Origin of the sequence: Tessaracoccus sp. OH4464_COT-324, assembly GCF_003932855.1 — a bacterium.
Taxonomy (GTDB): Bacteria; Actinomycetota; Actinomycetes; order Propionibacteriales; family Propionibacteriaceae; genus Arachnia.
Genome location: NZ_RQYZ01000003.1, coordinates 133593 through 147692 on the forward strand (window position 1 = coordinate 133593; position 14100 = coordinate 147692).

Annotated in this window: 9 protein-coding genes; 5 read left to right on the forward strand and 4 right to left on the reverse strand. The window is 66.2% G+C overall.

Annotated features, from left to right (window positions below):
- Position 1: 1 nt before the first annotated feature.
- The gene (clpB, locus tag EII42_RS03395) at positions 2–2581 is read right to left on the reverse strand and encodes an ATP-dependent chaperone ClpB (RefSeq protein WP_125170713.1); all 2580 of its coding nucleotides are present in this window, start codon (positions 2579–2581) and stop codon (positions 2–4) included.
- A 246-nt stretch (positions 2582–2827) separates the two neighbouring features.
- Positions 2828–3586: an NUDIX domain-containing protein gene (locus EII42_RS03400; RefSeq protein WP_199729787.1), complete on the reverse strand. Its 759-nt coding sequence runs from the start codon at positions 3584–3586 to the stop codon at positions 2828–2830.
- A 195-nt stretch (positions 3587–3781) separates the two neighbouring features.
- Here EII42_RS03400 and EII42_RS03405 point away from each other — a divergent pair, with 195 nt between their 5' ends.
- Positions 3782–6118: an ROK family protein gene (locus EII42_RS03405; RefSeq protein ID WP_125170714.1), complete on the forward strand. Its 2337-nt coding sequence runs from the start codon at positions 3782–3784 to the stop codon at positions 6116–6118.
- 280 nt (positions 6119–6398) lie between these two features.
- Here EII42_RS03405 and EII42_RS03410 read toward each other — a convergent pair whose 3' ends face one another.
- Positions 6399–7346 (reverse strand): hypothetical protein, encoded by a 948-nt coding sequence (locus EII42_RS03410; RefSeq protein ID WP_125170715.1) that lies wholly within the window; start codon positions 7344–7346, stop codon positions 6399–6401.
- Positions 7343–8338, reverse strand: coding sequence for a hypothetical protein (locus tag EII42_RS03415; RefSeq protein ID WP_125170716.1), 996 nt, complete (start codon positions 8336–8338; stop codon positions 7343–7345). The genes EII42_RS03410 and EII42_RS03415 overlap by 4 nt, the downstream gene beginning before the upstream one ends.
- A gap of 173 nt (positions 8339–8511) precedes the next feature.
- On the opposite strand from EII42_RS03415, the gene tdh reads away from it, so the two are divergent.
- The 4 genes from tdh (at position 8512) to EII42_RS03435 (ending at position 14004) form a co-directional block, all read left to right on the forward strand.
- Complete coding sequence (gene tdh, locus EII42_RS03420; protein WP_125170717.1) at positions 8512–9540, forward strand: L-threonine 3-dehydrogenase; 1029 nt, start codon at positions 8512–8514, stop codon at positions 9538–9540.
- A gap of 2 nt (positions 9541–9542) precedes the next feature.
- On the forward strand, positions 9543–10736 hold the full coding sequence (locus EII42_RS03425; RefSeq protein ID WP_370318089.1) for a glycine C-acetyltransferase: 1194 nt from the start codon (positions 9543–9545) through the stop codon (positions 10734–10736).
- Positions 10737–10772: 36 nt separating this feature from the next.
- Positions 10773–11981: a hypothetical protein gene (locus EII42_RS03430; RefSeq protein WP_125170718.1), complete on the forward strand. Its 1209-nt coding sequence runs from the start codon at positions 10773–10775 to the stop codon at positions 11979–11981.
- Between the two features lie 148 nt (positions 11982–12129).
- Entirely contained in the window at positions 12130–14004 is a 1875-nt protein-coding gene (locus EII42_RS03435; protein ID WP_125170719.1) for a phosphoenolpyruvate carboxykinase (GTP), read from the forward strand.
- Positions 14005–14100 lie beyond the last annotated feature (96 nt).

Below are 14100 nucleotides of genomic sequence, written 5' to 3' on the forward strand. Positions count from 1 at the left end.
CCTAGCGAAGCCCCACGGTCAGTTTCCCCGACTCGTTCACACCAACCTTGAGCTGTTCGCCGTCGCGGATCTCCCCGGAGAGCAGGCCCCGGGCCAGCTGATCTTCCAACGTGGTTTGGAAGAGGCGACGCAGCGGTCGGGCACCGTACACCGGGTCGAACCCGTTCTCGCCCAGCCAACGCTTGGCGTCCTCGGTCAGTTCCACGACGATTCGCCGCGGCGCCAGCCGCTTGTTGAGTCGCGCCAACTGGATGTCGACGATACGCGTCAACTCGTCTGCGGTGAGCGCCTGGAACAGCACGATGTCGTCGAGGCGGTTCAGGAACTCCGGCCTAAACGCCTGCCGGACGATGGCCATCACCTCGTTGCGTTTCGCTTCCTCGCTCTTCATTAGGTCGACGAGCACGTGCGAGCCCAGGTTGGAGGTGAGGATGAGGATGGTGTTGCGGAAGTCCACCGTCCGGCCCTGGCCGTCGGTGAGGCGCCCGTCGTCGAGCACCTGCAACAGGATGTTGAACAGGTCCGGGTGGGCCTTCTCCACCTCGTCCAACAGCACCACCGAGTAGGGCCGACGACGCACCGCCTCCGTCAGCTGGCCGCCTTCCTCGTAGCCCACGTAGCCGGGCGGGGCGCCGACGAGCCGGGCCACCGAGTGCTTCTCGGAATATTCGCTCATGTCGATGCGCACCAGCGCCGTCTCGTCGTCGAAGAGGAACTCTGCCAGCGACTTGGCTAGCTCCGTCTTGCCCACGCCCGTGGGCCCGAGGAAGAGGAAGGAGCCCGTGGGGCGGTTGGGGTCGGAGATGCCGGCGCGCGAGCGGCGCACGGCATCGGCGACGGCCTGCACCGCGTCGCGCTGCCCGATAAGGCGAGCACCGATGCGCTCCTCCATCTGCAGCAGTTTCTCGCTCTCGCCCTGCAGCAGCTTGCCCACCGGGATACCGGTCCAGGCGGCCACCACCTCGGCGATGTCCTCGTCGGACACCTCCTCGGAGACCATCGAGGACGTGCGTTCCCCGAGTTCCGCCTCGGCCAGCTCCTTTTCAGCGGCGGGAATCTCGCCGTAGAGGATCTGCGACGCCCGCGCGAGGTCCCCTTCGCGCTGCGCCTTGTCAGCGGCGACTCTCAGCTGGTCAATCGTTTCCTTGATATCGCCTACCCGGTTCAGCCCCGACTTCTCCGCCGCCCAGCGGCTCTCCAGCTCCCGCAGCTCTTCCTGCACGTTGGCGAGTTCCTCGTCGAGCGCGGCCAGCCGCTCGCGGGATGCGTCGTCGTCCTCCTTGGCCAGAGCCAAACGCTGCATGGTCATACGATCCACGTCACGGCGGAGCATGTCGATCTCCTCCGGCGAGGAGTCGATCTCCATGCGCAGCCGGGAGGCGGCCTCATCGATCAGATCGATGGCCTTGTCGGGCAGCTGCCGGGAGGTGATGTAGCGGTTGGAAAGCTGGGCGGCCGCGACGAGCGCCCCATCGGTGATGCGCACCTTGTGGTGCGCCTCGTAGCGTTCGCGCAGGCCGCGCAGGATCGCGACGGTGTCCTCCACACTCGGCTCGCCCACGTATACCTGCTGGAAGCGCCGCTCGAACGCCGGGTCCTTCTCGATGTGCTCGCGGTATTCGTCCAGCGTGGTGGCGCCAATCATGCGCAGTTCGCCGCGCGCGAGCATCGGCTTGAGCATGTTACCGGCGTCCATCGACGAGTCGCCGCCCGCGCCCGCGCCGATCACGGTGTGGAGTTCGTCGATGAAGGTGACCACCTGCCCCTCGGAGTCGCGGATCTCGTTGAGCACGGCCTTCAGCCGCTCCTCGAACTCGCCACGATATTTGGCCCCGGCCAGCATTGACGACAGATCCAGTGAGACGAGCCTGCGACCCTTGAGGGAGTCGGGGACGTCGCCGGCCACCAGGCGCTGGGCGAGTCCCTCGACGACGGCAGTCTTGCCGACGCCGGGCTCGCCGATCAGGACGGGGTTGTTCTTGGTGCGCCGGGCCAGCACCTGCACCACGCGGCGGATCTCCTGGTCGCGGCCGATCACCGGGTCGAGTTTGCCCTCCCGGGCCTGCTCGGTGAGGTCCACGGAGTATTTCTCCAGCACGGACTCCCCGCTGCCCTCCGACTCTGCGCTGGTGACGCGCTTGCCGCCGCGCAACTCGTCGAACTTGGTGGTGAGCCCTTGGGAGGAGAGGCCACGTGCCGCCAGGATCTTCTTCGCATCGGAGTCGACACGGGCCAGTGCGATGAGGAGGTGTTCGGTGGCGACGAACTGGTCCCCCAACTCCTGCGCGAGGGTCTCGGCTGAGGCCAGCACTCGCGCGAGAGAAACGGACATCGTCGGCTGCGCGACGGAGCTGCCGCTCGCGCTGGGCAGCCGTTTGATGGCGGCGGCGACGTCGTCGTTCACGCCCTGTGGGTCGGCTCCGCACTCGGCCATGAGCGCCCCGACGGTGTTGTCCGGGGTGAGCAGGAGGCCGTGCAACAGGTGCAGGGGCTCGGTGTTGGGGTTGCCGTTGGTGAGCGCCTGCCTCACGGCAGCGGTCACCGCGTCACGGCTCTTGGTGGTGAGCTTGTCGGTGTTCATCGCACTCCTTCTGACGTTCTACAAAGTTGAGTCTACCTAACTCAACCCTGTTGCGGCGCGTTTTATTCCCGATGTCGCCAACCCACGCTCCAGCCGCCCCCGGGCGCCGCTGCAGATCCAGCGCGAACAGAAAGATGCCACGAAACCCGTTACGAGCGCACCCCAGCTGCGGGGCGCTCCTCGATCAGAACCGGTCTCGCGGCACCAGTTGACACCCGACCCAGGGGCCCTAGCTCGGGGCTTCGCTCAGGAGGCGCTGAGCAGTGCGCCCGAAAGCTCGCCCGCCATCGCCGCTTGAGAGACGAAGCGGTAGAGCCGCGCGGGACGGCCCCCCTCGGCTCCGGGCCGCGCGATGGCGCCCGTCGTCTCTAGCTGGCCTCGCCGCTGCAGCACCCGCTGCAAATTTGTCGATGAAACCTCGTAGCCCAGCACGGCTGCATAGGCGTCACGCAACTGCGCAATAGTGAACTCGCTCGGCGCGAGCGCGTGACCCAGCTCGGTACGGGAAATCTTCGCCCGCAGGGTGTCCGCAGCGCTCTGCACCAGTTCGGCGTGGTCACCCGCCATCTTGGGAAGATGATTCACGGAGAGCCAGGCCCCTCCAGAGCGCAGCTGCTCCTCCCTGGCCGCCCAGGGCGCCACGCCCAGGTAGGAGGTGGCGAAGATCCGTTCCCCGACGCCCACGTCCAGCATCCCGGAGGTCTGCAACTGCTCCAGGTGGGCCAACGAATCGACATCCATCCGGTACGACAGGTTGCGCCGCACGGCCATCTCCAGCGTCTCCCCCTGTTCCAGCAGCCCGCTGGGCAGTCTCCATTCTCCCTCCACTGCGGAATCACGGAAAGCAAAGACGCAAAGCCCGTTCTGGCCACACACCCGCAGCACCACGGCGATGGCCATATGCCCGAACCTCGCCCATCCGCGTTTCGGCCTTTCGCCGCCCATGCCCTCCGGAGCCAACGCGCCGGACACCGAGGCCCCCGCAACAAGATCCGTTCTCAGCACCACATTCACCCCCAAGGAAAGGACGCCGCCATGGCCCCAACCGTTTACGTGATACCAAGAAGAATACCGCTAGCCGACGAATCATTCACATTTGACAAAATCGGTGGTCATAGTGTTATTTTGCCTACGTAACGCCACCCTTTTGAAAGGCGCTTGCATAAGCGCGCTGCTTAAGGTGGGAAACGTGGAATCAGGATGAAACGCTCCAAGAAGACAAAGCAGCAGACCGTGCGCGGGCAGCACGCCCAAGAGGTCGTCACCGTACTCCGCTGTCAGGGAGAGGCCTCCAGAGCCGAACTCGCCCGGTTGTGCGACGTCTCCCGCCCTACTGCGGCTGCCGCGCTGGCCGAACTGGCCGAACTGGGGCTCGTCGAGCCCACCACCTCAATCGTCAGCGGCGGTCGACCTGCTACCCACTACGGCTTTTGCCCCTCCCCAGGGCTGGTTGTCGCGGTGGATGTGCTGCATGCCTCAGCATCGATCACCGCCTGCCGGTTCGACGGGCGGATTGTCGCCAGTCGCGTCGTACCGCTCACCGGGCTCGGCAGCGAGGGCCGCTTCTCCCAGCTGACCGACGAGTTGCGCGCGCTGCTGGGCCGCTGCACCGTCGAGCACGGCCGACTGCTGGCGATGGGCGTCTCCACCACGGGCATCGTCGACTCCGATGGACGCGTTCTGCGCAGCGACCTGGCGCCGCAGTGGAACGGCTTTCCTCTCAGCGCCCGCCTCGCCCAGTCGTTCGACTGCCCAGTTCGGACTGAAAACGACATAAACAGCGCCGCATATGGAGAGTTCGCAACCCGGGTCGCCCTGCAGAATGCCTCCCCGACGGAAGACATTCTCTATATCAATTTCTTCCGCGGATTCCATACCGGCCTGATCCTGAACGGCGCCATCCATAGGGGGCATTCCTGGAGCGCTGGCGAGATCACCGACGTGTTCAGCAGCCTGCGCTACGACCCGAGCGAGCAAGACCTCACCGCATGGGGCCGCATGGCGGCCGCGACGATCGGCCCGCTCTGCGTCGTCGTCGACCCCGGGAGGGTGATCGCGAGCGTGCCGAGCGAGAACGCCTCCCCTGCCATCGACGCAATCAACGAAGCCCTCGCCAGGACCCGCACACCAGCCGCCCCACCACTCACCCTGGAGACCAGCCTGCTGGGTGCCACCGCAGCCACCATCGGGGCCGTGCACCTCGCGCTGCTCGAAGCCGACGTACACCTGTTCGGCGAGTCTTCCCTGCCCTCTGGGGCCAGCCCGCACCGCCCACCGAGGCTGACCGGACTGGAACTGGTACGCCAAGCCATTCGGGCCGGGGTCCACACCACGCTCGCCCGCCCAACCGGCTCGGGGAAACCGCTACGAGTGGGCGTGGTCGGGGTCGGCGCCCGGGCCCGCCTCGCCTTGGAAACCGAGTCCAGTTCAATCCCAGCTGAGATCGTCGCCGCCTGCGAACCGCACAGGCTCGCCAGGCAGCGCGTACGCGACCAGCTGCGCAAGGACCCGGAGCAGCTGACCATCACCAGCACCACCACCGACCTGATCCGCGCCGGCATCGATGTCGCCTTCGTCACCTCCCCCGACGACACACACGCCGAGATCGCCTGCGAACTGCTGGAAGCCGGCGTCGCCGTTTACCTCGAAAAACCCATCGCAATCCACCTTGCAGACGCCACCCGAATCCTGAACACCGCCCACCGCACGGGAACCAAGCTCTACGTCGGCCACAACATGCGGCACATGAACTTCGTGCGCAGCATGCGCAGCCTCATCGCTGCCGGGAGAATCGGCGAGCCCAAAGCGATCTGGTGCCGCCACTTCGTCGGCTCCGGCGGAGACTTCTATTTCAAAGACTGGCACGCCTCCCGCGAACACAGCAACGGCCTGCTCCTCCAGAAAGCCGCCCACGACATTGATGTCATGCATTGGCTGGCCGACGCACACACCACCGAAGTGGTGGGCATGGGCGAGAACCAGATCTACGGCCAGATCCAGGAACGTGTCGACCGCCAGGACCAGTTGATGCGCGACTGGTTCTCGCTGGATAACTGGCCGCCGCTCAGCCAGCGCGGCCTCAACCCGGTGATCGACGTCGAAGACCTCTCGATGATGCTGATGCGCATGAGTTCCGGGGTGCTCGCTTCCTACCAGCAGTGCCATTTCACACCCGACTACTGGCGCAACTACACCGTCATCGGCTCCGAGGGCCGCCTGGAAAACTTCGGCGACGACGAGGGCGGAGTCATCCGAATCTGGAACAGACGCACCACCTACAATCCCGACGGTGACGAGCAGTTTCCGATCCTCCACGGCGCGGGCCACACGGACGCCGACAAACTCATCGTCGACGAATTCCTCCGCTTCGTCGTTGAGGACGCGCCCACCGACACCTCCCCGCTCGGAGCCTGGTACGCCGTCGCAGCAGGCATCAAAGCCACCGAATCGCTACGCGACGGCTCCACCCCACGCACCGTTCCCGAGCTTGACCCCGCGCTCATCGAATACTTCAGCAGCAACCAGTCCAGGCCGTAGCAGCGCCGACGAGCTGCGAGCGCGCCTCGGGTTCATGGCGATGCCCACGTTAAGCCAGGTCCGGTAGTCAGAGTGGCGGGAGTCCTCGCGTCCCGTTCACCATTTCCGACGCATCCGGGTGGGCCCGCCGCCAAACTCCCCAGCATCGCGGGCGAAAGATCACCACGACGGCGGCGCACCGCCTGCGGGCCCTTTCGATGCTGCCCGACGATCCGGGCCTCGCGCGCTGAGGCCCTGACCGCCTTCCTCGCCGACCTCACGCCAGCTGGGGTAGGGGCTCTCAGCGCTCGATGGCGGCGACGTCCGTCCGGCTGGGGAGGTAGTAGAGCGCGAGGGAGTCCAGCATCCGCTGCAGCTGCGCCAGGGCAGCCTCCCGCTCGCCCTGCGACCCGGCGTTGAGCGCGAGGCGAGCGATCTTCCCGGCTCGCGCTACCTCGTCGCGCAGCTGCGGCTCGACATGACGCAGCCCCGCTCGCACAGCGTGCTGGCGCGCCACCTCGAAACGGACCTCGACACGGGCCGCGACCTCCGCCGTCGGGGTGTTCTCGAAATCGACGAGGGCCGCCTCGAAGGCCGCCGTCGTCGGCACCGCCGGGTCGAACAGAGCCGGGCTCTCCAAGCGGAAGAGCAGGTCTGAGCACAGCCGCCCATACTCCTCACGGATCCGCTGCACCTGGACTGTCGGATCGACCACCGACGCGGCGGGCAGCGCCCCACGCCACAGCTCACCCCGCGCCACCGCCAGGGCATAGGCGTGGACGTTGGATGGGTCCACCCCGAGCCGCTGCTGACCGACGATCCGGGGCGATGTCCGGATAACGCTGACAGACAGCGGCACAAACAGGGTGACGAAAACCCCGATGGGCGCGATCCACCAGCTTTCCAACGCGAGAGTGAGGACGACGGTGAGCACCGCGCACACGAGGACAAGCGCTCCCCACAGCGCGTAGGACAACTGCGGGGTGACGAACCCCGGCACGAGCAAGAACCGGGGATCGTGGAAAACTCCCCACCGCTTCACAAGATCACCGATCTTCTCGCTTCCGTTAAGCTTCCCAAGCTCCCCCAGCTTGACACTGCTGACCTCCTCCACGATGAATCCGCAGTTCCGTTTCCGCTTCACCGCGACGAGGTGGTGACGTTTCTCGTCGAAGACGACGAGACCGCATGGGGCGATGTCACAAATCTGGGCGTCGGGGTCGACGAGTGACCAGGGGGCAGGGTTCACATCGGCCTCCGTCCGGGCAGTTGCTTCAGCTGGCGGCCGCCCAGGGCCTCCCGGGTCTCGGTCCCGCTGGGCAGGTAGTACAGGGCGAGGTCGTCGAGCAGCTCGACGGCCTGTTCCAGGGCGGCCGCCCGTTCTGCCGGGGAGCCGGTCGATGCGGTCGCGATGCGGAGCGCGCCGAGGGCGCGGCGGGCGTCGTCGCGGGTGTCGGGCGGCAGATGATTCATCCCGACCCGCTCCGCATGATGACGGGCCGCGTGGAAGGCGGCCACGACGCGGGAGGCGAGGGCGCCGCGCTCCTCGTCGTCGAGGCGCGCCCACGTCGAGTCCCATTCGAAGAGGGCCAGGGTGAGGACCTCGGTGGTGGGGCAGGCCGCGTCGAACAGGGCGGGGTTAGCGACGCGGTATGGCAGGTCGGTGAGCAGCCGACCGTACTCTTCCTTCACGTCCTCCACTTGCCGCGACGCGATGTCGCGGCAGTCATTGAGGGGGGCGAGGTCGTTCAGCGCCCAATCCCGGCCATCGACCCGGAACATGAAGGTCTTCAGGTAACTCAAGTCGTAGACCATCGTGCCGAGGAACCAGACGAGGGAGGCGCCGACCAACAGCATCACCCACTCGCCGCCGCCCTGGATGGCGAGTGATGCCATGACGATCATGAGCGAGACGGAGAAGGTGCCGAAGAACATCGTCAGGGCCCGGTTACGCTTCAGGTTCTGGAAGAAACCGAGGGCGACACCAACGACCTCCCCCTCGGGCAGGGAGACGACGCGCAGCGGTTGCCGTAGCTCCTCTAACCCGACCACGTCCCCGACGCGACGCTCCTCGGAAACCGGGGGCAGCAACTTCGATTTGGTCTCCCCAGTAGAGAAAACACGGAACTCGTGGCCCTCGCGTTGCAGCAGCACGCACCGGTCCTCGAAGACCACGAGCGTCTGTTTTCCCAGACGGCTCATGGGCGTACTGGCGGGGATATCGACGACATCGGGACGCATAGACACAGAATAGGGAACAAGGGTGCAGCGACGGTTACCGTGACCCAGCCCTCCACGGGAATGGGCCCTGCCCCAGTTCGCGTCCGCACCGCCCGAAGCCGAAGCAGCACGAATAATGCCGGGCCCGCCCACCGCTGACCGGATCGACCAATACGATTTCCAGCGGAGGAAACATGAAAGCAATCGTCAAGACCGCCCCAGCGCCGGGGCTGGAGCTGATCGACCTGCCCATGCCCGCCGTCGGACCCAATGACGTGCTCGTGCGCGTCACCCACACCGGCATCTGCGGCACGGACGTGCACATCCAGAAGTGGGACGGCTGGGCGGCCCGCACGGTGGCCACGCCCAGGGTGATCGGCCACGAGTTTGCCGGCACCATCGTCGAGTTGGGCAGCGCAGTACAGGGGCTCAGCGTGGGCCAGTTCGTCTCCGGGGAGGGCCACTACGTCTGCGGCCGCTGCCGGGCCTGCTTGGCCGGGCGCCGCGAGGTGTGCGCGAACACCCGCGGCATCGGCTACCACGTTGACGGCGCCATGTGCGAGTACTTCGCGATGCCCGCGGGTAACGTCTGGGTGCACCCGGAGGGCACCAACCCGGACGTGGCCGCCATCTTCGACCCCTACGGCAACGCGGTGCACACCGCGCTGCAGTTCCCATGCCTCGCGGAGGACGTGCTCGTCACCGGCGCGGGCCCCATCGGGATCATGGCCGCGCTGGTGGCTCAGTTCCAGGGCGCACGCAACGTGGTGCTGACCGACCTGTCCGACGAGCGGCTCAGACTCGCGCGCTCGCTGGGCATCCACCAGACGGTGAACGTGGGCTGCGAGCGCCTTACCGACGTGTACGAGCAGCTCGGCGTCAAGGAGGGCTTCGACGTGGGCCTGGAGATGTCCGGCTCGCCCGCCGCGCTCGCGTCGATGATCGACCACATGGTGCACGGCGGGCGGATCGCGCTGCTCGGCACCCCCGTCGGCAATGTTTCCCTGGACCTCAGCAAGGTCATCTTCAACATGCTCACGCTGCAGGGCGTCACCGGACGGCGCATCTTCGAGACCTGGTATCAGGGCACGGCCCTGATTGCGGCCGGGCTCGACATCTCCGGCGTGATCACGCATCGCTACCACTACACCAGTTTTGCCGAGGCGTTCGCCGTGGCCGCCGACGGGCACTCCGGCAAGGTGATCATGAATTGGGAGGACTGAACATGTATTCAGGCATGAAGGAAGCGCTGGCGAGCGAACTCGTCGCGCTCAGAGAGCAGGGGCTCTACAAGGATGAGGCGGCGCTGACCAGCCCGCAGTCCGCCAGCATCTCGGTCGAGGATGGCCGCGACGGCGTGCTCAACCTGTGCGCAAACAACTACCTAGGGCTCGCGGACTCCCCCGAACTGATCGCGGCGGCGAAGGAGGCCCTGGACCGCTGGGGGTTCGGGATGTCGTCGGTGCGGTTCATCTGCGGCACGCAGGTGCAGCATAAGGAGTTGGAGGCGGCGCTCACCGACTTCCTGCACCCGGGCGAGGCAGGCTGGGACACGATCCTGTACTCATCATGTTTCGACGCCAACGGTGGCCTGTTCGAGCCCCTGTTTGGCGCTGAGGACGCGATCATCTCCGACGAGCTGAACCACGCGTCGATCATCGACGGGGTGCGGCTGAGCAAGGCGGCACGCTACCGCTACCGCAACCGCGACATGGCAGATCTGGAGGAGCAACTGAAAGCCGCTCGGGGCGCGCGCTACCGGGTGATCGCCACCGACGGCGTGTTCTCCATGGACGGCTACCTCGCTCCCCTGCCGGAGATCTGCGACCTCGCCGAACGCTACGACGCCCTGGTGTTCGTCGACGATTCCCACGCCGTGGGCTTCATCGGCCCGACGGGCGCGGGCACGCCGGAACACTTCGGCGTCGCAGACCGGGTGGACATCATCACCGGCACCCTGGGCAAGGCCCTCGGCGGGGCGTCGGGCGGCTACACCTGCGCACGGGCGGAGATCGTGGAGATGCTGCGCCAGAAGTCGCGGCCCTACCTGTTCTCCAACTCCCTGGCTCCGGCGATCACCGGCGCCACCATGCGAGTGCTGGAGCTGGTGCGTTCCTCGGGCGAACTGCTTAAGCAGCTACGGGAAAACACCCGCTACTTCCGCGAGCAGATGGTGGCCAACGGCTTCGAGATCCCCAAATCCGACCACCCGATCGTGCCCGTCATGATCGGCGACGCGGTGCGCGCGGCGCGGATGGCCGACGAGGTGCTCGCCCGGGGCGTTTACGTTCGGGCGTTCTCCTACCCGGTGGTGCCGAAGGGCAGAGCCCGCATCCGAACCCAGCTGAATGCCCGCCTCACCCGAGCAGATCTGGATCGGGCGATCCAGGCTTTCGTGGAGGCCCGCGACGCGCTGTGAGCTGCGCCGCCCGGACAGGGCAGTATCCTGGTGCGCGTGAGCTCGTCGAACAGTGCCGGCCTCGCGCAGCAGGAGGCTTGGCTGCGAGCGCAGGGGCTACCGTTCGTCGTGCCCGCCAGGCGGCGGCTGCGGGGACTGCTTCCGCGCACTGCGTCGGTGCTCATCGCGTTCACGCTGCTGGCGTTCGCTCTGCTGGTGGCTGACGCGGCGGTGTCGGCGAGCGAGGTCATCCCATGGCGGGAACTGGTCTCGTATCCGCACGTTCTGGCGGCGCTCGTCGTGGCGGGGTTGCTTGCTCTCGCGGCCGTTCCGGCGGGGCTGCTCTACGGGCGGTGGCAGCGTCGACTGAGCTTCGGTGCCCGCTTGGGCTGGGCGGGCGGCGTGCTGTTCACGTGGCTGTTCGGGCTCTCGCTCGCGGCAGCACTCACCGATGCCCGGTTCGGGTTGCACATTCCCTTCGACGAACGGGTGCAGTTGCTGCTGATGGCCGCAGCCCTGGCGTGGCTAGAGTTTGACTACGTCATCTCCTGGGCGGCGCGTCGAAGCCTGCGGGAGTTGGCCACCACCGCCCCTTCTGTGGCCCGGATTCTCCCGCTGCTCATGCTGACGGTGCTGCTGGTGTTCTTCACCGGCGAGCTGTGGCAGGTGGCAGCCGCTATGAGCAAAACACAGATGTGGCTGCTGGGGCTGTTTCTCCTCTTATTGATCCTGCTGATCCTGTTGCCCGCGACAAGCGACATGCTCGACGACACCGATCTGGCCGGCCGCTGCGAGGGACTGCTGGCGGGCACCCCGTTCGACGAAGTGCCGCACTCCCGGCCGAGGCTGACCTGGCCCGAGAGATTGAACCTCCGAGCTGGGGCCTTCGCGGTGCAGACAGTGCAGGTGGCGATTTTCGTGTCTGTCACGTTTGCCGTTTTCGTCACATTCGGCTGGATCACCCTCGATGAGGCACTGATCTCCTCCTGGAGCAGCCAACCGGCCAAGCCCATGGTCTGGCTGGGGGTTGAACTGCCGATGGACGCGGCAATGTTTCGGGTTTGCCTGGTACTTTCGCTGTTCTCCGGTGTGTCGTTCGCGGCGTCGACCCTGACGGACCCCCTGTACCGGGAGCTGTTCGTCGAGCGAGTGTCGCAGGAGGTGCGACGCAACATCGCCGCCCGCCACTGCTACCGTGTGGAGCTGCGCCGCAGCGGCAAGCTGCCTGCGCGGTGGCGCACCCTCATCGCGGACGAGGACCGCTAGGGCCTGTGGCGCAGCGAGGAAGCTTCTCTGGCGTTTCACTGCACAAGGTGCTGATGTCAAGTTTCGATCAGTCAAAGATTTCACTTTGAACCTGCCGAATGGCTAAGGTGGCGAGTACGAAAACCGGTTCGCGCCCCAAAGGAGTGGAATGAACGCGCAACTATCCCCAGAACTTGAGCTACCCGACGTCCCAACCACCGGCCGAGTCCCCAACCACCCCAGGGTCCTGGCCTGGGTCAAAGAAGTGGCCACGCTCACCAAACCCAAGGCCATCCACTTCTGTGATGGCTCGGACGAGGAATACCAGCGACTCGTGGACCTCCTCGTGGAATCGGGCACCGTGGTTCGACTGAATGAGGAGAAGAAACCCAACTCGATCTACACCAGAACGGATCCCGACGACGTGGCGCGCGTCGAGGATCAAACCTTTATCTGCTCCCTCGATGAGAACGACGCCGGGCCCACCAACAACTGGATGGACCCGAAGCAGATGAAACAGATCATGACCAAGCTGTACGACGGCTGCATGGTCGGTCGAACGATGTACGTCATCCCGTTCTGCATGGGGCATGTGGAAGCAGCAGATCCGAAGTTTGGCATCGAGATCACCGACTCCGCCTACGTGGTGCTGTCGATGAAGATCATGACCCGCATGGGCGAGGAGCCGATGAAGGCGATGGAAGCCAAGGGGGCCGACTTCGTGCCGGCGCTGCACTCCGTCGGCATGCCGCTGCCAGATGGTGTGCAGGACGTGCCGTGGCCGTGCTCCGACGTGAAGTACATTGTGCACTTCCCCGAGGAGCGCACGATCTGGAGCTACGGCTCCGGCTACGGCGGCAACTCCCTGCTGGGCAAGAAGTGCTACGCGCTGCGGATCGCTTCCGCGATGGGCCGCCAGGAGGGCTGGATGGCCGAGCACATGCTGCTGCTGAAACTCACCTCCCCCGAGGGCAAGGCCTACCACATCGCCGCTGCGTTCCCGTCGGCCTGCGGCAAGACCAACCTCGCGATGATCAACCCGACGATCCCAGGCTGGAAGGCCGAGACGATCGGCGACGACATCGTGTGGATCCGTGTCGGCGAGGACGGGCGCCTGTGGGCCATCAACCCGGAGGACGGCATGTTCGGTGTGGCGCCGGGCACCGGCGTAGGCACCAACCCGAACGCGATGGCAGCTGTTGAGGGCGGTAATTCCATCTTCACCAACGTCGCGCTGACCGACGACGGGGACGTCTGGTGGGAGGGCATGACTAAGGAAGCGCCCGCGCACCTGACCGACTGGAAGGGACGCTCCTGGACGCCCGAGGGTGGCCCGGTCGGCGGTCGCGTGGGTGAGAAGGCCGCGCACCCGAACAGCCGGTTCTGCACCCCGATCCGCCAGATCCCGACGATCGCCCCCGAGTACGACGATCCGCGCGGCGTCCCGCTGGACGCCATCGTCTTCGGCGGCCGCCGCGAGAACACCATCCCGCTAGTCTCGCAGGCACGCAGCTGGCAGCACGGCGTGTTCATGGGCGCCACCTGCTCATCCGAGACGACGGCTGCCGCCAAGGGCGCGGTGGGTGTGCTGCGCCGAGACCCGATGGCTATGCTGCCCTTCATCGGCTACCACGTGGGCGACTACTTCCGGCACTGGCTGGACATGGGGGAGAAGACCACCCCGGATAAGCTGCCGCAGATCTTCTACGTCAACTGGTTCCTGCGCGATGCCGAGGGCAATTTCCTGTGGCCCGGTTTCGGCGAGAACTCGCGCGTGCTGAAGTGGATGGTCGACCGCATCGAGGGCCGTGTGGACGCTGTGGACACCCCGGCCGGCTTGCTGCCGAAGGACGGCGATCTCGATACCGAGGGCCTCGACATCGATCCCCAGGTGCTGCACAATGTCATCTCCTACCACGAGCAGGAATGGAAGGACGAGCTGCCCCGCATGCGTCGCTGGCTGCGTTCGCTCGGGCTGAAGGTGCCGCAGGAGATCAACGACGAGCTGTGGCACGTCGCCATGAAGCTCATTGACCCGCGCTGAGCCGACTCAAAACAGTGGGGTGGGACGCTCTAGAGCGTCCCACCCCACTAGTTGTGTTGTTCTCGCTGATTCGCTCCGGGCTTGCCCGGACTCCCG

Excerpts from the sequence above, each read along its gene's own strand:
- clpB (WP_125170713.1), bottom strand. The coding sequence starts at position 2,581 with ATGAACACCGACAAGCTCACCACCAAGAGCCGTGACGCGGTGACCGCT.
- EII42_RS03405 (WP_125170714.1), top strand. The coding sequence starts at position 3,782 with ATGAAACGCTCCAAGAAGACAAAGCAGCAGACCGTGCGCGGGCAGCAC.
- EII42_RS03415 (WP_125170716.1), bottom strand. The coding sequence starts at position 8,338 with ATGCGTCCCGATGTCGTCGATATCCCCGCCAGTACGCCCATGAGCCGT.
- tdh (WP_125170717.1), top strand. The coding sequence starts at position 8,512 with ATGAAAGCAATCGTCAAGACCGCCCCAGCGCCGGGGCTGGAGCTGATC.
- EII42_RS03425 (WP_370318089.1), top strand. The coding sequence starts at position 9,543 with ATGTATTCAGGCATGAAGGAAGCGCTGGCGAGCGAACTCGTCGCGCTC.
- EII42_RS03435 (WP_125170719.1), top strand. The coding sequence starts at position 12,130 with ATGAACGCGCAACTATCCCCAGAACTTGAGCTACCCGACGTCCCAACC.